This is a genomic window from Gimesia panareensis (assembly GCF_007748155.1).
Lineage (GTDB): Bacteria > Planctomycetota > Planctomycetia > Planctomycetales > Planctomycetaceae > Gimesia > Gimesia panareensis.
In genome coordinates this window covers 6,189,408-6,210,346 of sequence record NZ_CP037421.1, presented here as the reverse complement: position 1 = coordinate 6,210,346, position 20,939 = coordinate 6,189,408, and the positions used below count along the sequence as shown (strand labels likewise).

The window sequence follows — 20,939 nt, the reverse complement described above, 5'->3', positions numbered from 1 at the left end:
AAAATCCTACCCATATTAGATAGCGAGTTGGAAGTCATGATGACTCCTCAAAAAAATCATAATCAAAGTTGGTGTTCTGGCTTGAAGGAGGGACCTACATTGGGCAAGGCATTTGGAGTACTGGCCTGTACGACGTTGATTGCAGCGTCGATGTGGCTGGCCAATCTTGGCAACACGACCAGGAAGGTCGCTGCTGATGTCGAGAGTAACGGTCAGTCGATCTCTGGGCGTCAACAGCGCTCAGCTCGTTACTACCTGAGTCTGGGGACTCAATACTATGAGCGGGGACAATTCGCTGAAGCGGTAGAAGCTCTTGAAAAAGCTTCTGTCTCTCCCGGGCGGTTGTCTCAGGCAGAGTTTCGCAAAATGAACGAGTACCTGGGAAGGGCCCGTTCGCGAGCTGCCGCTCCTCGACAGAGACAGGTAGTCCGGGCCCAGTCGCCTGCTGCCGATTCCGGGTTTTCCGCCGGCTACACGAATGCCGAAGGAAAGTCCCTGGAAGAGAAAAAGCAGCTGGCCCGTCAGTTACTGCAGTCCGCTCGTGAAGACATCAAGTTGAACGAGTTTGCCAAGGCCCGCCGTAAAGCCGGCCAGGCTGCATCGCTGCGACTGGAGTACGGTCCGTTCGATCAACGCCCCGAGCAGATCCTTGCTGAAATTGCTCGCGCAGAACAACGACAACAGAAATCATCGCCCATTCAGCAGGCCGGCGGGTTCACTCAGAACAACTCCGGTGTGATGCAGGTGGCGGCTGTCGAAGAGTCTGCTGAAGGAAATCCCTTCGGTAATTCCAGCGGCAATCCGTTTGACGGAACCCAGACTCGCAAGCTGACGGAGAAGGAACAGGCTGTGGTCCTGCTGAAACAGGCACGCCAGTCTCTGAAATCCGGAAACTATGATGATGCCCGCACACTTGCCCTGCAGGCACAAGATTATGATGTCGCTTATCAACTCTTTGAAGATCGCCCTCAGCATATTCTGGCAGAAATTGAACGCAAAACCGGTGCGAAAATCTTCGCCGGTCAGTCAAAGCCTTCAATGCCTGTCGCTCAGTCTGGTCCTGCTTCCTCCAGCAAAGATCAGGCAGCCCGCCTGCTGAAACAGGCCCGGACAGAACTCAAGTCAGGTAATCTGGACTCCGCCCGCGAACTGGCCCAGCAGGCCAGCCAGCTGGATGTTGCCTATCGACTGTTTGACGATCGTCCGGAACTCGTTCTGGATGAGATCAAACGTGCCCAGTCTGTTGGATCACTGGCAGCAAATACAGGCAGCCGTCCTCAGATGGCTTCCGGCAATACTGCTGCAGGCGGTTCGAAGGCACAGGCGACTGATCTGCTCAGACTGGCTCGCCTGGATATCAAGAAGCGTGACTTTGAAAGTGCCCGCCAGAAAGTGGCTCAGGTACAGCAGATGAAAGTTTCTTACGACCTGTTTGACGACCGGCCAGAACTGGTGCTGGCAGCCATCGATCGGATCTCTGACGAGGCGGCTACCATCTCCGGTATGAAAGGGCTGCAGCAGAACCAGGACGCTGTCCGTCCCCGGGTAAACCGGTTGATGGAACAGGCTAAGCTGGCACTGCAGCAGGGAAATAAAGATGAAGCGTTGATGCTGGCTTCCTCTGCCCATAAGCTGGCTCAGACACTGGATCTGAAATTCACTCCCGATGCGGAATCTCCCGAAGACTTCATTCGTCGCGTGGGAACCGCTTCTGATACCCGTCTCAATCCGGGTAATACCAGCAATGATGCGAAATCCAATGCTGAGTATGCTCGCCGTCTGTTAGCCTCCGCCCGCGAAGACCTCTCTAAGGGTCGGGTTCAGGAAGCTCGCCAGAAGGCCGAAGCAGCCCAGGAAGTAGATACTGCCTACAGCCTGTTCGAAGATCGTCCGGAACAGCTCCTGGCAGACATCCGCAAGATGGCTGGTCAGCCTGGTGGATTGTCACAGGAAGAAATGTATGCAGCAGAAACAGAACGTAAAAAACAGTTCTCTCAGAAACTGGTGGCTCAGGCCCGGACCGACCTGAAAGCGGGTCGCTTCGAATCAGCCCGGGTCAATGCTCAGGAAGCTCTGAAAGTGGGCTCCGAGTTTAAACCAGGTGAGGACAGTCCTCAGGCCATCCTGCGTGACCTGGAATCCAACATGGGTTCACAGACCGCACAGGTTGCCTCTCAGAAAAAGAACGAAGCCAGCGAAATCGCTGTGATCCATCCTGGTGCCTCTGCTCTGGAACTGTATAACCTCGGTATGCAGCGACTGGCTGAGGGCGACCGTGGTGCCGCTTACCAGGCATTCCTGGCCGCATACCAGTCTGGTGAAAAACTTGATACCCATCGTGCACAGCAGTTGCAGGATGCGGTTCGCGAACTGGCACCTTCCCGGGCAGATCGGATCCGCCTGGTCAAAAATCAGACCGCAACCGATACACCTGGTGCCGCCTCTGAGCAGCCCAGCACGATCGATCTGGTCGAACAGAAACAGGCGATCGAATTCAGCCGGCTGCGGTCGGAAGTCCTGAATGCGATCTTCAAAGCCGAACGCCTGCGGGAATCTGCACCGACGGAAGCTCTGGGAGTCATCGACCAGGCCATGTCCAAGGTCGAAAACTCCAGCCTGAATAAGAAATCAACTCAGGCTCTGATCGGATCTCTGCAGCGAACCCGGACTTCGATCGACTCTTTCCGCAAGCAGGTTGCTCCGCTGGAAGAGCTGAAAAAGCAGAACGAAGAGGTTGAAGATTACATCAACCGACGTATCAAAAACAAGATCCGTGTGGAACAGGAGCTGGCTGACCTGGTCGAAAAGTTCAACGAACTGGTAGATCAGCGACGCTATGCGGAAGCAGAAGTGGTCGCTAAACAGGCCAAAGATCTGGATCCGCAGAACCCGGTCACCGTTACCATGGAATTGAAAGCGAAATTCCTCAGACGGGATGCTTCCAACAATGCCATGCGTGATCGTAAGGAACAGAATACCTGGGATCAGCTGAACGACGTGGAAGAAGCACTGGCTGATGCCTACACACCGGATATCAAGTTTGGTCGTGACGCTAAAGAGTGGGCTGAGCTGACCAAGCGGCGTGAAAAGTATCACGCTAAAAACCACAATCAGAAAACGGAACGCGAAATTCAGATTGAAGAGAGCCTGGATCGTCCGGTCAACCTCTCATTTGAAGCCGAGCCGCTGTCGAACGTGATGAATAAAATTCAGGGACTGACCGGGATCAACATCTTCCTGGACAGCCTGGGACTGGAAGAGGAAGGGGTGACTACCGACGCACCGGTCACGATTAACGTGAACGGCATCAAGCTGCGGAGTGCCTTGAACCTTCTGCTGGAACCGCTGAACCTGTCTTACACGATCGACAACGAAGTGTTGAAAATCACCAGCCGCATCCGTCAGCAGGGAACTCTGAGAACAGAGACCTACCCTGTGGCTGACCTGGTGGTTCCGATTCCGAACTTCGCTGCGAACGGCAGCATGGCCAGCAACCCATACAGTCAGATGGGTGCGGTCAGCTATAATTCCGGAATTGGCGGAAATCAGTCAACACCTGGTAACTTCCAGGTCGCTGATCCGCTGGCTGGTGGAGTCCCCGGAGCCAATCCGTGGGCCGGGAATGCTCCGACTGCCAAGGTGGCCGGCGGTGGATCGAATATCGACTTCGATTCACTGACCGAACTGATTGTCTCTACCGTCGAACCCGATTCCTGGGAAGAAATCGGCGGGGCAGGCAGCGTACGACCTTTTGAAACTACCTTGAGCCTGGTGATTCGTCAGACTCAGAAGGTACATGATGAAATCGCCAACCTGCTGGAACAGCTGCGACGTCTGCAGGACCTGCAGGTCACCATTGAAGTCCGCTTTGTGACCGTCTCCGACCGCTTCTTCGAGCGAATTGGTGTCGACTTCGACTTCAACGTGGCTGATACCCTGGGTGGCCCGACCGTGGACAACAGCGGGAATCCCCTGCCTGCCTTCGGCCAGGTCAACCTGTTGAACAGCACCAACCAGAACGGTGGTGGGGGTAACAATAACAACAATAACCAGGGCCAGCAGGGCCAGCAGGGCCAGAATACGTCGAGTGGTCAGACGGGTGGTCAAGGGGTTGCACCTTTCAGTAATCCGCCGACACGAACTCTGATTAACACCAATAACTTCCCCAAGAAGGGGACGGTGATTGGTATGAGTGCACCTGACTCCTTCACACCCGACCTGGATGTGCAGTTCCGTCAGGGATCATTCGAAATCGGTGTACCTGAGTTCGGCAGCTTCAACGCGAACGCTGGTGTGAACGTAGGTCTGGCAATTCTGAGTGACATTGAAGCCTTCTTCTTCATCAACGCCGCTCAGGCAGATGAACGATCGAACCTGATGTTTGCTCCGAAAGTAACATTGTTCAACGGTCAGGTCGCCTTTGTGACCAGTAACGTATCGCGGCCCTTCGTGATCAGCCTGGTGCCCACCGTGGGTAACTTCTCAGTTGGCTTCACACCGGTCATCGCGAATATCCCTGAAGGGGTCTCGCTGACAGTCTCAGCTGTGATCTCTGCAGACCGCCGTTATGTACGACTCTCCGTCAACCCGAACTTCACCAACGTGACCGACGTCTTCACCTTCTCCTTCCAGGGGGGAGCCGGCGGCGGTCAACAGGGCCAGCAAGGTGGTCAGTTGGGTCAGCAGGGTGGTGGTCAGCTCGGTCAGCAGGGTGGTGGTAACTTCGGTAACGGAGTGGGTGCCGGCCTGGGTGGTATCGGTGGTATCGGCGGTGGCGGCGGTAACACGGGTGGTGGTGGCTTTGGTCAGACTGGCCAGCAGGGCCAGCAGGGCCAGCAGGGCCAGAATGGTGGCGGTGGTCTGGGAACCACAACCATCCAGCAGCCTGTGGTGGAACAGGTGACCGTGACTACGACCGTGAGTGTGCCCGATGGTGGTACTGTGCTCCTGGGTGGTGTCAAACGACTCCGCGAAGGACGCAGCATGGCTGGTGTCCCGATTCTGAACAAGCTGCCGTATGTCAGCCGTCTGTTCAAGAACACCGGGGTCGGTCGTGAAACCGAAAGCCTGATGATGATGGTCACCCCCCGGATTATCATCCAGGAAGAAGAAGAGGAAGCACTCCTCGGATACTAAATGAAAATGGAATCGCCTGAGTCATCGGGCGATTCCCGGAAATTGCAGATCGCGGGATCTGCAGAGGGGCTGATCGTCAGCAGCCCCGGGCTCTGGCCGTCGCGAATTCTCCCCCCCTGATTCGCGGCGGCTTTTTTCTATTAATGGCCACCGCTTTCTGATCGACGGTGCCTGACTGCAGTCTGCAGAAACTCTCTTGTGATGCCAGCGGTAAATGGATTAGACTGACCTGATGTTGAACATCACTGGTTCTGCGAATGAGTCACTGTAATTATGAGGAATGAGGCGATGAAGGCATTACTGACAGCGGTCTGGGCGATCACGGCAACGATCTTACTGGGGGCTTCCAGCTGTCTTGCAGAAGCACCGGCAACTTTTCGGGTCAAAATGGAAACCACCAAAGGGACTTTCTATATCGATGTGAATCGAAAATGGAGTCCGCATGGTGCCGATCGTTTTTACGAACTGGTTAATTCCGGGTTTTACGATCAGTGTGCTTTTTTCCGGGTGATTGACGGCTTCATGGCGCAAGTAGGGATCAACGGCGATCCGGAGACGCAGGCCAAATGGCGCGACAAGACCTTCAAGGATGATCCCGTGGCGAAATCCAATCTGCGGGGCTACGTGACGTTTGCCAAAACCGGAGCACCTGATTCCAGAACAACACAGTTCTATATCAATTTCAAAGACAACAGGCGGCTCGATGCGCTGGGTTTTGCACCGTTTGGCTATATTTCCCCGGAAGGGATGCGGGTGGTGGATGCGTTGTACAACGGCTATGGAGAAGGCGCACCGGTGGGGAACGGCCCGTCACAGGGGCGTCTGCAGCTCGAAGGCAATGACTATCTGAAACGCGAATTTCCCCGCCTGGATTATATTAAGAAAGCGACTGTCGTCAAAAAATAATCGGGCGGAGCGGAAACCTTATTCCGTCAGATGGGGCTGGATGAATAACGCCTTTTTCTCGCCGGGCAGGGTGAAGTCAAATCCGCAACTCTGGAAAAAGACGTCAGACGAGGTTACGGCCATCACCTCCAGAATATTCCGCTGACGCGCCCGCTCAACACAGGCGGAAACCAGTTTTTTGCCCACCCCGATTCCCTGCCGATGCTCGGCAACAACCAGGCTGCGAATTTCCGCCAGTTTCCGGGAGTAGATCTCCAGCGACGCGAAGCCTACGATTTCCGCATCTGCTTCAATGGCGATAAATCCGGTTTCCACCAGTTCATCCAGCTCTTCCGAGGTCCGGGGCAGAATTTTTCCCTGCTCTACGAAAGGGACAATAAAATCTGCCAGAGGGCTGATATCCTCATGTTTAGCAGGACGTATCTGAATCTGGTCAATCATCTTGGCTGGTTTTCGTGTTGAAAAAGCGTCTTTCCAGAGGAGGCGACTGCCTGAGCTGCAGGGGCGATTTTGAGACCGTTCCTCCCCTGCGCCTGCAGATTCTACTGGACGCACTGAACAACCGGGAGAAGGCGAAATCTCATAATCTTTTCTGAAGTCACTAAAGTAGGACTGCTTGGTGGTGCAACCGATTGTCCTATCCGTTATGTTATCGCTCAGAGGCAATTCTGTGAATAGGGCCGCAGTAATATTATTTGCCTGATACGAAGGTAATGAACCTATGCAAAGATCTCGAATTTTAATTGGATGCAGTCTGATCAGCCTGACATTCGCCGGTTGCAGTAATTATGTTCGCCAGGGAGAACAGGTTGATCCCCCGGCAGCCACGGCGAAAGTCAGACCTGCAGACAACCAGCAAACAGAAATGGAAGTAACCGTGACAGACGAAGCAAACCCCGGCTATTCCTCGACTCCGTCCGGCCTGAAGTACCGCATCGTACGCGAAGGCAATGATACTAAACCAGGTCCTCAGGATACGGTGACCGTTCACTATCGCGGGACACTGGAAGATGGAACCGAATTTGACAGTTCCTACAAACGGGGCCAGACCATTTCATTTCCTCTGGGCAATGTCATTGCCGGCTGGACTGAAGGCCTGCAGTTGATTGGTGAAGGGGGAGAGGTCGAACTGATCATTCCGCCAGAGCTCGGCTATGGTGCCGCTGGTTCTCCACCTGTCATCCCCGGAAATGCGACCCTCCATTTTCGAGTGGAACTCTTTAAAGTGAATTAGCTGATGCAGCGCACACTCAGCTGATTCTTGAAACTATTCAGCGATAATTCAGGAGAATAACAGTGACCCACTGTTGGCACGATGTGACACCGGGACAGAATCTGCCTCGCGATTTCACAGCCGTTATCGAAATTCCCACCTTTTCCAAAGTGAAATATGAGTTAGACAAAGTCACGGGCCTGCTCAGGCTGGACCGGATGCTCTACTCAGCAGTGCATTATCCCGCCAACTATGGGTTTATTCCCCAGACTCTGGCTGAAGACGATGACCCTCTGGATGTTCTGGTACTCTGTCAGGAACCGGTAGACCCCCTGACAATTCTGGACGCCCGGGCGATCGGGGTGATGACCATGATCGACAGCGGCAAGCCCGACCATAAAATTCTGGCGGTGGCCGTGAATGATCCTGAATACAACCCCTACACCGATGCCTCCGAACTGCCGCCGCATCGTCTGGCCATGCTGCGGCGTTTCTTCCAGGATTATAAAATGCTGGAAGGGAAGACGGTGGAAGTCGAAGAATTTCAGGCAGCCGCAGCAGCGTTTCCGATCATCGAAGATTCACTGCAGCGTTACAGCAGCCAGCGCCGCCGCGGTTTTCTATAAGATCGAATGCTTCTGACGTGAAACCAAAACAGGCAGCTGGTTCCGATTGGTAACCAGCTGCCTGAATTGTCTGTGCTTACGTATTCAGAGCAGATTAAATCGGGCTGTCCGCGTGGACCCGGATCGTGGGGATGCGGATGCGGTGCAGCATCGTGCGAATCTGTTCCTGAATGGCGGGGGTCAACTGTTCCAGTTCATTCGTGAAGACCTGGTTGCCCAGGATCTGGTTCACATTCAGATTGGGCCGATTTCCCAGGGGATGATCCAGCTCGACCATCCGCACGGATTTCTCTTTCGTCGCCCGGCTGAGCAGTACGCGGGTAAAACGGTCTTTCCCCTGCATATGCGGCTTGATTTGCAGGCGAAAACTGGCTTTGCCCTGCAGGGCCAGCTTCAGCTCTTTCAGTCGTTCATTAATGATCAGCTGCACGTTTTCAGGCAGGTCGACGATCTGTTGAGTAATTTCACGGGGACTGCCTGTGAAATGGTAAGATTGCAGATTTTCTGTCTCATCCTGGTAGTTGACTTCAACCGAGTATTCACCTTTGAAGTTACCCACAAAGAGCAGACACAGATTATGGGTCGCTTCCGCCGTGGGCGAGTTGAAATTGAGGGGCTCTTTTCTCCCAAGCGGATCCGATTCCGTTGAGCGGGCGGCGATCGGGGCGTCCTTGCCTGATTTCTCAGGTTGTTTCTTCTTCTGATCATTCTGAACGAGTTTCGCTTTCTGTCCGAGTGGGGTCACCTGGAATTTGTAATAGCGAAACAGTTTTTGCGTCAGGGTGATTTGGACTTTTTGAATTCGGGAAGCCCGGATGATTTCCAGCTCGATCGTTTCCCCTTTGTCTGAGTCCAGAACAAATTTACGGAGTGTGTCGGAGGAAGTAATCGCTTTGCCATTGTAGCTGGTCAGCACATCAAATGGTTTGAGGCCTGCCTTCTGAGCCGGGGAATCGGGCACCACCATTTTGACCCCGATGCCCTGTCCTGATTGCAGCATGTCGTGCAGTTGTGCTTCCAAATAGGCGGGAATCGGTTCCGTGACGACACCCACGAAGTTCCGCATTTCGGTCTCGCCGGTAGACTGGGTCGTCACCCGAAATTTTCCATTTGGCTTTGGGGTGCCTGGCGTCGTCGGTCTGGGGGGAGAAGCCGTGTTGTTCTCTCGGGGGGCAGACGCACCTGGTTTGGGTGCCTGAAGAGGTGTCTCGTCAGCAACAGATGTCTGAATGGCTATCAGAGACGTAAGCAGCCCGCTCAATAAGAACCATTGATACTGTTTCATTGTAGTGCCTTGGATGTGTTTCAAAAAAGACAACTCCCGCTCCGGAAAAATACCGAGATTCCGGTCAAGAACATCTCTTTTGTGGCCCGTATAAAATTCCTACTTATTCCGCTTTATCAGATCACTGATTTCAACAGCTATTGCTGCTGTTCGTGACTGTCAGTTTCATCGCCAATCAGAGACAGGCTGGATTTATTGACAGGTACAAAATCAATGGTGAGTTCAGGCATTGACATCTTGACATGGGAACCCGTCTCCGGGTTTTCCACGGTAATGTTGGTCCAGGAGAGTTCGGTTCTCTGTTCGACCGGTCCCAGTTCCGTATTGTAGAGTGTGATATCAATCGATTCCTGAATGTTATCATCAACTTCAGGGGTCATCTCCAGGGGAGCCTCACCCTGATCCAGGACAACCAGCGTATCCGGATCGGTGTCCAGGACGTCTTTCATGACGGGGTTTGCTTCGGCAGGCTGCGTTGTCAGTTCGGCTTCTGAGGCCGGGGGCTGACTGGTCAGCACCGGTTGCTCGGGCGTCTTCGGATAGAAGACCCAGGCCAGGCCGGCGATGAGGCAGACTGACAGGGCAGAGACCAGCAGTCCCCGCTGATAACCTCGTCGTGAAACAGGCTCCGGATGCTCAGGGGTTGCGTTTCCCTCAGCACGCAGTTGCCGGTAATGTGCTTCAAATTCTTCGTCGGAGAGCTCAGTCAATTCCTGTAGTTCAGGAGGCATTTCCTGTTGGAAATATGCGCGCAGTACACTCTCCAGCTCATCTTCGTTCTCGAGCATTCCTGAAGTGTCATACGGTTTCATGATCAATCCCCACTTTTTCCAACTCTTCACAAAGACGCTTTCTGGCGCGAGAAAGCCTCATGTCGATGGCTGAAGTTGACGTATTCAGTGCAATCGACATTCGTTTTGACGACCATCCTAGTGCATAACGAAGTACGAGTACCTCGCGGTCCTCGGCTCGAAGTTGTTGAAGTGCTTGCCGGATTCGGCTGTTAGTCTCATTTTTCTGCAGATCCTCAGAGGGATCAGCAGGTTTTCCCACAATATTATCTAAAAAATCAGCGGGCTTAGCTGCATGATTCTGCCGTCGTGCATAGTCACGCAACCAGTTTTGAGCAACAGTCAAAACCCAGGCCCGGATATTTCGAATTGACTTTACTTCTTGATTTTGTAAACGTACGAACGCTTCCTGCAGCGCGTCATATGCGCGATCCGAATCGGAACATTGGGCATACAATAAAGCCCAAAGCTCTCGACCTTCACGCAAATAGACCGCCTCTATCTCTGCCGACCAGTTCTTGGCCTGCTTATCAGGCATGCAAATTCCAATACGTTTAGAAGAGGGATTATCTAAGTCTATTGGAGAGCGTTAATGACCTGGCATCTCTCGCCAGCTTAACCACACTCGACTAACTCACATGCACTAGAATAGACGGTAACTTAACCAGAATCTAACCTCGTTTCAGGATATTTCCGGTTTCCATTTGAAAATGGCGAACCCAGCCCCCCGGGTTTCACCAGGTTGACAAGATCGCCTGTTCTGAATTCTTGTCTTATCACATTAAATTAAAAAGACTTACGTGAATTGTTCGTTTGCCAGCTTCGACCCCAGACAGGGCAGGGGAATTTTGCCTGAAGTCGAAAATCAGGCCGGTTTCCCCGTTCGCTGTCAGTTGGGATCTGATAGTCAGCCGAACACACCAGACAGGGCAGCGGTCACTGAATTTCAGAGTAGGGCAGCGGCTCCAGATACCATTTTGTGATCTTGGATACAGTGCCTTTGTATTTGTCCATTTTCTTCATCTTGTCCCATTCCGGATGATTGATGAAGCCCTTCCAGTGTTCGTCGTGTTCTTCCTTATTCGGTCCGGCGAGCATGTAGGTCAGGTTGGGAACACCGGCGCCGATCAGCATCTCGCCGTAGAAGACCGGAGACAGCAGGACATCCCGCATGATGTCGATCTCACCAGAGTTGAACATGTCCACCTTCAGGCGGGCCAGATTGGCATTGTGGCTCTCATAGGTGCGCAGTTCGAACAGATGCGGTCCTTTGCCTTTGGGAACTTCCAGGACGGGCATCCCCTTGAAAGCTTTCATCAGGTGGCTTTCGATCCGACTGTAGGGCGCCTCTTCTTTCGGCAGTGCGAAATAGTCAGCCGCGGCTTTGTGGTAAGCGGTATCCGCTTCCAGTTTGTCATTCAGACTGGCCAGCTGGTCGAGGGATTGAAACGGGATCAGTACGTACAGTGAATGATCGTCCTTGGAATCGATTTCTTTAAAGACGCCCACCTGGTGAATGCCGGCACGTCCCAGGGCGGGCAGCAGGGCATTCTTCAGAAAGTCACTGACGACCTGCTGATTCTTTTCAGTGGCAATCCGGTACGTACGCAGTTCATAGTACTGCTGTTTCGGCTTCTCTTCCGCTGCAGGAGCGGTCTGCCCCATTCCCAAAGCTACAGCGGCACCCATGGTACCTGCCAGGAACTCGCGTCGGTTGTTCTGTTTCTGCTGCATCATGACCTCACTTCTATGTAGAGCTGATTTTTGATTCAGACCTGGTTTTTAACACGTAATTGATGTTCTTGAGTATTCGTTTATTTTCCGGGATTCACAGGAGCCAGAATGCGCGACGCCTGCCCGCTGCTGTGGTGAATTTTGTTTTTCGCCACGACGACTTTATCGGGGAATTCAATTGTGATCGGTTCACCCGTATTCGGGTTGGGTTCGTAGAAGGGGGCTCCCGTAGAAGCGACCGTTACCCGGATTTTATGTCCCTTGTTGAAGATCTGGCTCAGCCAGCCAATGTTAAAACCGACCTTGTAGACCTTGCCCGGTTCCATGAATACCTGCTGCTCAAAGCCATCCCGATAGCGGGCCCGTCTGATCATATCGATGATCAGAATCGAACGACCGTCGGGGTAGACATCACTTACGCGGACGATGAAGTCGGTGTCTTTGGCTGAAGAAGACACCAGCAGTTCGGCTTTGACATTCCCCGTCCATTCGACGGCTTCGGTCAGCGTATCGGTGGTGAAGGTCAGCACGTTTTCCTGTTCTTCCACCACGCGTGCATCCCGGGCACCTGGGAAGCCGCGACCTTCAATTTTCGCCGGGTGCAGCGGATCTGCAATCAACTGGGTGAATGAACCTGAGGTAGACGGCTTCGTGGTCGACAGCTTGCCTCCCGCCTGCAGATAGTAGGGCGTTTCCTTAACCGGAATCGGCCAGTCGTTCGCCGAGCGCCAGACATTGCCCGGCGCACCCGGTTCCCCGACAGCACCCATCACGTAATAACGAACATTCGGATCGGCTTCGATGCCGTTCTGCTTGCCTTTCAGATAGTGATCGAACCAGCGGATCATCTCGGCAATGACATCGAAGTTCGCATTCTCAGGATAGAGCATCTCGGCAACTTTGTTGCCCTTGTTGGTACGTCCATGCAGCCAGGGACCGATATACAGTTTCTGGTGACCGCGGGAATTCGGCCCCCCTTTGTGCTGGCGCCCGATGTAACTCTGAATTGAGCCGACGCACATGAAGTCGTACCAGCTTCCAACCGTGAAGCAGGGGACGTTCATCTTGTCGAAGTGCAGCGTGCAGTCTTCGTCTTTCCAGTATTCATCGTAATCGGGGTGTGAGAACCATTCCTCCATCAGGGCCCGGTTGTGAGCCGCCACGCGGCAGACGGCATCCATCCCCTTGAAGCGTTCCGGTTTCGCGGCACCGCCGATGAAATACCCTTCATGATAGAGGCTCAACCCCGTATCGATCATGAACTGACAGACCAGATGCGGCGGCTGTGTGACCGCCAGATAGTTCTGAGCATATCCTCCCTGGGAACTGCCAAAGGTCCCGATCTTGCCGGTCGACCAGGGCTGTTTCGCCAGCCATTCGACGACATCGTAACCGTCCCGTTTCTCTCCCCACTGCAGATCGCGATAGCCGACCCAGGTTCCCTCGGAGATCTGGGAGCCCCGAAAGTTCACCACACAGACGACATAATCGTGCCCGGCCATTTCAGCGAAGGAGAGCCGCGAACCCTTGCCTCGCAGGCTGGCGTACCGCTGCTCCATCAGTACCGGCCAGGGGCCTTTCCCTTTAGGAAAATAGAGGTAGGCGGAGAGTTTCACGCCGTCCCGCATCGGGATCATCACGTGTTTTTCGGTGACCCCTTTTTCAAATTTGATGGGCGGGGCTTCCTGCGCGGACAGGGCAGGACAGAGAACGAGACACAAAACCATCCACAGGCAGGCAGGGGCCAGTTTTCGCATAAAGCTATCTCCGGTTGGAATTTCAGGGCAGGTAATTTCTATTTCGATTGTGGTCAACCACCGTCGATTGAGCAAGCATAAACGGCGGTAGATCTGAAGACTCTCGCGAACCGGCACAACAGTCAGAAGTGTCACACCCGCTGTTTTCGTCAGAGCAGCGGGAATGCGTCCCCCTGTTTCAGCAGTCAGATGGAGGTGAGAAATCCATTTTTCAGCGCTGAAATCGGGGCAGAATCCTTTCACAAGCCTGTAAAAGGGGGTATGCTACCGCAGAGCAGCAGTGAGAATTTTTCTCATCTGGTTGCCCATTCGATTCCCGCCAGGCGAACCTGAACGCCGCCTGATGAATCCATAAGCTTAAGGACCGGGAACAACGCCGCCGTAGCTCAGTTGGCAGAGCGACGCATTCGTAATGCGTAGGTCAGGAGTTCGACTCTCCTCGGCGGCTCTTCTTTTGCTGCCTCCCGCTCCTTCTGGCTTGAGATCTGCGCGCTCATCGGTTCAAAACTGTGGGACCTGTTTCAGGTCGGCGATCTTTTTCAGAGCCGCTTCCACGTCGGGATCGTCGGGGCTCAATTGTTGCAGACGCTGATAGCTGGCTTCTGCCTCTGGGAGGAGGTGATAGAACAGTTGTAATTCCGCCAGGCGCTGCAGGATCTGTTGATCGTTGGGAATCTGCTTGTGAGCCCGGGTCAGCAGTGAGAGGGCCTTGCCCGGGATACCCTCTGATTGGTAGAGTGCGGCCAGTTTCAAAATGGATTCCCGTTGATTGGGGTGGAGTGCCGTCAGAGATTTCTCTAACTCCAGCCGCTCGGTCACACGTTGCACGTCCGGGGTCTGCTTGTTCTGGATCTGTTTTAGTTCTTCCGCCGCCTGTTCTGTCTGTCCCTTGATCAGAGCAAAGCGAGCCTGGATGAGGTGGGCCTGGTCGCGCAGATCCGGGGTTGCCTTTTCTGCTGCGACGACTTTCTGTGCGTAGCGCTGGGCTTTCCGATAATAGGTCAGCTTCCAGAAGGCCTGGGCGATCTGCAGGTTGCGCTGGGGAGTCTCAGCGGGTGGACTCTGATCATCGTCTTTGCGGGCCAGTTGTTGCTGGCAGAGTTGGATGCCGCGTTGAATGCTGCCGCGGATGGCGACCTGTCCGGGCATGCGACTCGCTTTGACAAATTCATTCAGCGCCAGTTGGAATTGACGATTGCCCGCATAGGCCCAGCCGAGGAAATTCGTGAGGTGGACGTCCTGTACTGTGCCCAGTTGCTTTACAAAAGAGATCGCCTGCTCGTATTCTTCCGCTTCCAGTAACTGTCGGAGGTAGGCGACTTGAGCGGACAGTCGGTGCGGAAACTTCTCCAGGATCGTGCGGGCCAGTGTCAGTCCTGCGTTTTCCTGCCAGTATTGATCGCGAATCGTGCCTTCGTAGTTGGGTTCGACCTGGAGGATGGTGACACCCTCTTTATCGTAAACGGGGGTCAGCCGGTAGATCAGATCGTCGTTCAGCAGGTGCCAGGGAAACGCATCGATCGTATTCTTATCGAAACTGACCAGGTACTGCGGGCCAAAGGCCTGGATGAGTTCGTGCAGCTGCGCCGGTGGGGTTTTCTCAAAGTAGACCAGCCGCTGAAAGCGATGCGCGGAAGTCGCGACGTCATTGCGCCGGGTGAGCAGTCGGGCGTCGGGGGGCGTCTGTTCTCGGATCCAGTTGCCGGCGGCGACAAAATTGCTGAAGTGGTTCGAGGGATATTGCGTCTGATAAAACGTTTCTCCATTGCGGATCAGTTGCAGATTCGTCGAAACCAGGCGGGCATCGGTTTGCGTCTGAATGCACAGCATGACGAGCGCCGGAATCAGCGCGAGACTCACGAAGACTCTTCGTGGGACGACACTCGTGCCGACGAGACGCTGCATCAGCGAGCGGAGTCCTACCGGCAGAAAAGCAAGGATGACAGGGAGCAACGGCAGGACGAAGCGGGGCTGCATCCAGGGCCAGACGGAGAGGATACCAAACGTAAAGACAATGTAGAGCAGGCAGACCATGCCCCCCCGTTCCGGGCACTGCAGCATGCCGTAAAGGGAGATTGCCAGCACCAGCAGACTCACCAGGGAATAGACGAGCGGCGGTCCGGGGAGAAAGTTGAGTCCCTCTAATAGAAAGCGTTCATAGGCGGGAACAGCGCCCGGCATGTTGGGAATCAGCGTCTCACACAGACTTTGAAAGTGCGTCAGACAACGATTGACCATCGAGAGCAGTGTGCCTGCCAGGCCGGCGGACTTCATATTTCCCAGGACCAGCGAACTGTAAAGGTCGGATTGCAACGAACTGTTCCGCAGGATCCAGAGTCCCATGGTGACCAGAGAACCGGCGACCGGAATCAGGTAGCGCCAGCGCTGGCGGCTGGTAATGGCCCAGATGCCCAGAGCCAGGGTCAACGCAATGCCGATGGTACGCAGCAGGGGGAGAAACAGGAACAGGCAGGTCAGCAGCACCAGATTCCGTTTTTTGTTTTGTTCGGTTTCGCTGGCGAGCAAGTACAGAATCCCCAGGCTCAACGCCATGAAGGGGACTTCGCTCATGACGAGTGTGGAGAAGAGCAGGAAATAAGGATTGGTCGCCAGCAGCAGTACGATACACAAAGCCGGCCACCGGGCTGGTTGACTCTTCTCTGCAGATGACGCGAGCGCAGCGTCATCCAGTTTGCAGAGACAGGCATAGAGCAGCACCAGCAGCAGGAGTGCGAACAGGATCACTGTCACCTTGGCCAGGATTGCCTGGTAGGGGGCGATCAACGCAGCCGGGATCAGCAACAGGGACATCCCGGGAGGTCGCAGGGTAAACGGGGGCGTTCCCGGGGTATCAATATGCTCGTAGGCCAGATGATCGACAAGTCCCCGCGCCATCAGCACATAGTCGGCACTGTCGGGAGTAAAGAAATAGAGCTCGTTCAGACGCGCGGCTGCCAGGCCGGCAAAGCAGAACAGGATGACAATCAGCGCAAAGCGGGACAGCCGGTTCTTCGTTGGCAACTCGTCGGTCATGGGACAGCGGGTTTAAAAGATCGGGACAGGTAACCACTGTTTTTCAACAGCGTAAAACAGCGACAGCAGCTGTCAGATTAAGGTATTGATGATAAACGCGCAGGACAGGCGCTGGCGAAGTGAATCTGTGGTAATCAGATCGATTCCCGAATTCGTGCGATTGGTGAGAACGATTTTAGGGATTATCAAGCAGACTTTCTTGCCGGATACCGCAGTCTGCAGGAGTGCTGAAATATCTATTTCTGGCTGCAAGTTGTTATCTGAAAGGACTTTGTGGGATTCAGTTTCAGGTCGGGTTAAGTGACACAGGAAAATGGTCATTCGTGGACGGTATTTCGCAACTACTCATAGAAAAACTTTTCAATTTGTCGCAAACCGTTTTAAAATGACGAATCCCTGTCAGCAGCAGCGAAACTCTTCGTTGTTGCGCTGAATACTGGTGAATTTCAATTTCCTTTCTGATGCTGGAAGTCGCGCATGTTTCGGTTGATACGCAGGATTCTCTGTAGCTGGACTGTTTTGGCAGCTTTTTTCTTATTGGCACCGTTTCTGCCTGCGCAGGAAGCAAAATCGGTACGGAATGACAGCGGTTACCAGAAAACGGTGGTCCCGTTTTTTCGTCAGTACTGTCTGAAGTGTCATCGGCAGGGAGTCGACGATAACGAATTTCGCCTTGACGCCAGTCTGAAAAACGACTTTGGCGATCCGGCGAGCAAAGCCCGCTGGGAAGAGATCGTGAACGTTCTGAACGGCCATCAGATGCCTCCCGAGGGGGAACGGAAGCCGCGGACGGAGGAAGTGGCAGAGGTTGTCGACTGGATTACCGGTCAGATTGTCAACGCGGAACTGGCGCGGCGTGATTCAAAAATTGTGCTCCGCAGACTGAACCGGGACGAGTATCAGAACACCATTCGCGATTTAATCGGACTGGAGTTCGATGTCTCCGGCTTTCCCCAGGATCCACCCGCGGGGGGCTTTGATAATAACGGCGGCGCGTTGACCATTTCTCCACTGCACATGGAGTTGTATCTACAGGCCGCCCGTCAGATTCTGGACCAGGCACTGGTCGAAACAGCAAAGCCACCCGTTTTGAAATGGCGGATTGAACCGGACTCGGGCGATTCGGATCGCAACCGGGTGAACTACGATGGTCAGCGGATCATTGTCAACGGGGGCAAGAACCCCGTGGAACAGGGCTTTAAAGTGATCCATCACAGCAACTGGGACAAAAAGCTGAATGCCCGCGACTTTCGCCTGCCTTACGCGGGGCCGTATCGGATTCGCATTCGCGCCGCCGGTAAGGTGCCCAGCCGTGCTGAAGTTGTTGCTTCAGCCCGCAAAGCGCTGCAGTACCGCATGGAGCAACAGAACCGCAAGAATCCCAAAGGGGCTCCCTGGACCAAAAGAAAGTTTGAGCAGGATGTGAAACACTTTCAGACCGATCCGATGTACGACTATGGTCCTCCCCGCCTGAAGTTCACACAACACCTGGGCGGTCAACCGCGAGTGCTGGCTGAACTCGACATCGATGCTCCCCTGTCCGCTCCGCAGGTCTATGAGTTCGAGGGGCATTTTTCGACGGAGAAAGCGGGAGTCACGATTGAATACGCGTATGACGTTCCCCGCGCCCTGGAAAATTTCTGGATGCAGTCGGGTGATCAGTTTGCCCGGCCCGTGTTGTACGTGGACTGGCTCGAAATCGAAGGCCCGTACTATGAAACCTGGCCGCCCCGCAGTCATCAGTTGATTATGGGGAAACAGGCGAATCAGCCTGCCGATGAACGGGCCGCAGCGAAAGAGATCATCGAACGCATTATGCGTCGTGCCTATCGACGACCTGTCTCGGAAGCGGAAGTGAATCAGAAGCTGCAGCTGTTTACTGCCGTCCGACCGCAGTCTGCTTCCTTCATCGCAGCGCTCAAAATGCCTTTGACGGCGATTCTGGTCTCGCCTCATTTTCTGTACCTGGCGGAGGCTCCCGAATCAGGCTCGACTGAGGAACGCGCTGGTACACGCCGGTTGAATGATTATCAACTCGCCTCGCGGCTGTCGTATTTTCTCTGGTCATCCATGCCGGACGAGGAATTATTCCAATTGGCGGCCAGCGGGAAACTGAAGGAACGCGCGGTGTTGCTCAGCCAGGTGGACCGGATGCTGGCAGATCCCAAATCGCAGGCATTGACTGAAAATTTTGCCGGTCAGTGGCTCGGCTTGCGGGAAGTGGGGGCTAACCCGCCGGCAGCGGACTTGTATCCCCGTTACGATCGGCATCTGGAGACCTCGATGGTCAAAGAATCGCAGGAGTTTTTTGCGAAAATTCTGCACGATGACCTGAGCGCGTTGAATCTGGTCAAATCGGATTTTGTAGTGATCAACGAGCGACTGGCCCGATTCTATAATATACCCGGTGTGAAAGGGGATCACTTCCGCAAGGTGCAGGTCCCCAAGGGCGTGCATCGCGGCGGAGTGGTCACACAGGCTGCGGTCCTCACCATCACTTCAAATGGAACGCGAACGTCACCCGTCAAACGGGGGACCTGGGTAATGAAGAATCTGCTGGGCACCGATCCGGGGCTGCCGGTAGCGAATGTAGGAGATATCGCTCCCAAGGTGCCCGGCATCGATAAGGCGACCGTTCGCCAGCGTCTGGAAATTCATCGCAAGCTGCCGCAATGTGCACGCTGTCATAATAAGATTGATCCGCTGGGATTCGCGTTGGAAAACTTCAATGCCGCAGGCGAATGGCGCGAGCAGGAAGGCTTTGGATACAAGGGACGGATTGGACCGAATGATCCCAAGATCGATGCTTCCGCCAGTCTGCCGGACGGGACCCGCTTTGTCGGGGCTGACGGATTATGTGATGCGCTGGCCCGACAGCAGGATCTGTTTTTCAAATGTCTGAGCGGGAAGATGCTGACCTATGCATTGGGACGCGAACTGGGGATCGCCGATCAGCCGGCTGTGAATCGGGCGGCTGCTGAAATGCGCGAACAGGATCAGACGCTCCGAGCGCTGATTAAAGATGTAGTACTTTCTGAAAACTTTCAATCGAAATAATTCTGACAGAAAACCCGGGAGAACCTCTGATGACTGCATTTCCCTCGCAACCCATGTCACGCCGCCATCTGCTGAAAGGCTTTGGGGTCTGTCTGGGGCTGCCGCTGCTGGAGGCCATGATTCCCTCCGCCTGGGCACGCCCTTCCACTTTTCAGGCGTGGAACCGTTCTGCCGGACAGCACCCGCGGATGATCTGCTGTTACGTTCCGAACGGCGTGAATATTCTGGAATGGGTGCCTTCCACAGCAGGCAAGAAGTACCAGTTGTCGCAGACGCTTGCGGCACTCAAAGCACACCAGCAGGACTTTACCGTGGTGACGGGCATCGGTCACCCGTCTGCCAAAGGGGGGCATTCCGGCGCAGATACCTGGCTCACCGGTGCCGATCTGTCAGCTGTACCGGGCAGCGATTACACGAATACGATCTCGGTTGACCAGATCGTTGCCGAACATCACGGCAAGCAGACGCGTTTCCCATCGCTGCAGATTGCAGATGCTTCGGGAACCGGAAGTGCCGGGCACAGCCATACACTTTCCTTTGATCGCAGTGGTACGCCGATGCCGGCTGAGAACTCACCCCAGCGACTCTTCGAACGGTTGTTCGTCCCCGATACGCAGGCGGGAAAGCAGGCGACGCTGAAACGGTATGCCGAACGCAAGTCGATTCTGGACAGCGTGCTGCAGGAAGCGAATGTGTTAAATCGCAAGCTGGGGAAACGGGACCAGCAGAAACTGGATGAATATCTGAATTCTGTGCGCGAAACGGAACAGCGGGTATCACGGCTCGAGTCCTGGATCGATATCCCCAAACCCAAAGTGGAGACGGAGGGACTGCAGCTGACCAGTCAACCGGGGAACGCCCATGATCGACCGATGTGGATCGATGTCATGCTGGAAATTTCCTATCTCGCGTTTGCCACTGATGCCACGCGGGTGATCACGTTTGAATGGTCCCGGGAAGCGGGCGGCTATGGCGGTGGGGGAGAAAATCATCATGAGCTTTCACATCACGGAGGCGATCCTGAAATGTTGCGCAAGCTGGGCGTGATCGATCGCTTCCACCTTTCGCGGCTAGACCGGTTCCTGTCGATGCTCAAGTCGACGCGCGAAGGGGAGAGCAACATGCTGGATCAGACGATTGTTATGTACGGTTCCGGCATGAATTCAGGAAAAGGGGGCGAGCACTCTCCCCGCAATTTGCCGACGCTCATCGCAGGCGGACAGGGGCTGGGGCTCAAGCAGGGCCAGCACCTGGCCTTTGATGTCGAACGGCATCCCCCGTTGAGCAATCTGCTGCTTTCGATGATTCAAGCCATGGGCGTGGAAACCGACCGTTTTCAGGATTCGACATCCACACTGACCGGGCTTTCCTGATCGGGAAACGACGCCGGTTCATTCCGAA

13 protein-coding genes and 1 tRNA gene are annotated in these 20,939 nt (G+C 54.5%); 7 read left to right on the top strand and 7 right to left on the bottom strand.

The features are described 5' to 3' along the window. Positions 1-99 precede the first annotated feature (99 nt). The gene (locus tag Enr10x_RS23125; protein ID WP_145451516.1) at positions 100-5,136 is read left to right on the top strand and encodes a hypothetical protein; all 5,037 of its coding nucleotides are present in this window, start codon (positions 100-102) and stop codon (positions 5,134-5,136) included. A gap of 288 nt (positions 5,137-5,424) precedes the next feature. After that, a complete protein-coding gene (locus Enr10x_RS23120; protein WP_232093106.1) occupies positions 5,425-6,042 on the top strand; it encodes a peptidylprolyl isomerase in 618 nt (205 codons plus the stop codon). A gap of 18 nt (positions 6,043-6,060) precedes the next feature. Here Enr10x_RS23120 and Enr10x_RS23115 read toward each other — a convergent pair whose 3' ends face one another. Then, on the bottom strand, positions 6,061-6,483 hold the full coding sequence (locus tag Enr10x_RS23115; RefSeq protein ID WP_145113398.1) for a GNAT family N-acetyltransferase: 423 nt from the start codon (positions 6,481-6,483) through the stop codon (positions 6,061-6,063). A 280-nt stretch (positions 6,484-6,763) separates the two neighbouring features. Between Enr10x_RS23115 and Enr10x_RS23110 the strand changes: the two genes are divergently transcribed. Both Enr10x_RS23110 and Enr10x_RS23105 read left to right on the top strand, forming a co-directional pair. Beyond that, complete coding sequence (locus Enr10x_RS23110) at positions 6,764-7,276, top strand: FKBP-type peptidyl-prolyl cis-trans isomerase (RefSeq protein ID WP_232093105.1); 513 nt, start codon at positions 6,764-6,766, stop codon at positions 7,274-7,276. Between the two features lie 62 nt (positions 7,277-7,338). After that, positions 7,339-7,881, top strand: coding sequence for an inorganic diphosphatase (locus Enr10x_RS23105; protein WP_145113396.1), 543 nt, complete (start codon positions 7,339-7,341; stop codon positions 7,879-7,881). 94 nt (positions 7,882-7,975) lie between these two features. Here the strand turns inward: Enr10x_RS23105 and Enr10x_RS23100 are convergent, their stop codons facing one another. The 5 genes from Enr10x_RS23100 to Enr10x_RS23080 all read right to left on the bottom strand — a co-directional run bounded on the left by Enr10x_RS23100 (position 7,976) and on the right by Enr10x_RS23080 (position 13,448). Further along, entirely contained in the window at positions 7,976-8,977 is a 1,002-nt protein-coding gene (locus Enr10x_RS23100) for a PDZ domain-containing protein (RefSeq protein WP_197996200.1), read from the bottom strand. 326 nt (positions 8,978-9,303) lie between these two features. Further along, on the bottom strand, positions 9,304-9,978 hold the full coding sequence (locus Enr10x_RS23095; RefSeq protein WP_145113392.1) for a hypothetical protein: 675 nt from the start codon (positions 9,976-9,978) through the stop codon (positions 9,304-9,306). Further along, positions 9,965-10,495 (bottom strand): RNA polymerase sigma factor, encoded by a 531-nt coding sequence (locus Enr10x_RS23090; protein WP_145113390.1) that lies wholly within the window; start codon positions 10,493-10,495, stop codon positions 9,965-9,967. The genes Enr10x_RS23095 and Enr10x_RS23090 overlap by 14 nt, the downstream gene beginning before the upstream one ends. A 398-nt stretch (positions 10,496-10,893) precedes the next feature. Next, positions 10,894-11,694, bottom strand: a complete 801-nt coding sequence (locus Enr10x_RS23085; RefSeq protein ID WP_145451515.1) for an NIPSNAP family protein — start codon at positions 11,692-11,694, stop codon at positions 10,894-10,896. Between the two features lie 77 nt (positions 11,695-11,771). Then, complete coding sequence (locus tag Enr10x_RS23080; protein ID WP_232093104.1) at positions 11,772-13,448, bottom strand: CocE/NonD family hydrolase; 1,677 nt, start codon at positions 13,446-13,448, stop codon at positions 11,772-11,774. Positions 13,449-13,823: 375 nt separating this feature from the next. Here Enr10x_RS23080 and Enr10x_RS23075 point away from each other — a divergent pair. Then, positions 13,824-13,896: transfer RNA gene (locus tag Enr10x_RS23075), tRNA-Thr, on the top strand. Positions 13,897-13,949: 53 nt separating this feature from the next. Here Enr10x_RS23075 and Enr10x_RS23070 read toward each other — a convergent pair. Then, positions 13,950-16,481 (bottom strand): tetratricopeptide repeat protein, encoded by a 2,532-nt coding sequence (locus Enr10x_RS23070; RefSeq protein WP_145451514.1) that lies wholly within the window; start codon positions 16,479-16,481, stop codon positions 13,950-13,952. Between the two features lie 519 nt (positions 16,482-17,000). Between Enr10x_RS23070 and Enr10x_RS23065 the strand changes: the two genes are divergently transcribed. Beyond that, the gene (locus tag Enr10x_RS23065) at positions 17,001-19,538 is read left to right on the top strand and encodes a DUF1592 domain-containing protein (RefSeq protein WP_197997339.1); all 2,538 of its coding nucleotides are present in this window, start codon (positions 17,001-17,003) and stop codon (positions 19,536-19,538) included. A 29-nt stretch (positions 19,539-19,567) separates the two neighbouring features. Continuing rightward, entirely contained in the window at positions 19,568-20,911 is a 1,344-nt protein-coding gene (locus Enr10x_RS23060; RefSeq protein ID WP_145451512.1) for a DUF1552 domain-containing protein, read from the top strand. Positions 20,912-20,939: the final 28 nt, after the last annotated feature.

Excerpts from the sequence above, each read along its gene's own strand:
- Enr10x_RS23060 (WP_145451512.1), top strand. The coding sequence starts at position 19,568 with ATGACTGCATTTCCCTCGCAACCCATGTCACGCCGCCATCTGCTGAAA.
- Enr10x_RS23120 (WP_232093106.1), top strand. The coding sequence starts at position 5,425 with ATGAAGGCATTACTGACAGCGGTCTGGGCGATCACGGCAACGATCTTA.
- Enr10x_RS23115 (WP_145113398.1), bottom strand. The coding sequence starts at position 6,483 with ATGATTGACCAGATTCAGATACGTCCTGCTAAACATGAGGATATCAGC.
- Enr10x_RS23090 (WP_145113390.1), bottom strand. The coding sequence starts at position 10,495 with ATGCCTGATAAGCAGGCCAAGAACTGGTCGGCAGAGATAGAGGCGGTC.
- Enr10x_RS23070 (WP_145451514.1), bottom strand. The coding sequence starts at position 16,481 with ATGACCGACGAGTTGCCAACGAAGAACCGGCTGTCCCGCTTTGCGCTG.
- Enr10x_RS23080 (WP_232093104.1), bottom strand. The coding sequence starts at position 13,448 with ATGCGAAAACTGGCCCCTGCCTGCCTGTGGATGGTTTTGTGTCTCGTT.
- Enr10x_RS23110 (WP_232093105.1), top strand. The coding sequence starts at position 6,764 with ATGCAAAGATCTCGAATTTTAATTGGATGCAGTCTGATCAGCCTGACA.
- Enr10x_RS23085 (WP_145451515.1), bottom strand. The coding sequence starts at position 11,694 with ATGATGCAGCAGAAACAGAACAACCGACGCGAGTTCCTGGCAGGTACC.
- Enr10x_RS23095 (WP_145113392.1), bottom strand. The coding sequence starts at position 9,978 with ATGAAACCGTATGACACTTCAGGAATGCTCGAGAACGAAGATGAGCTG.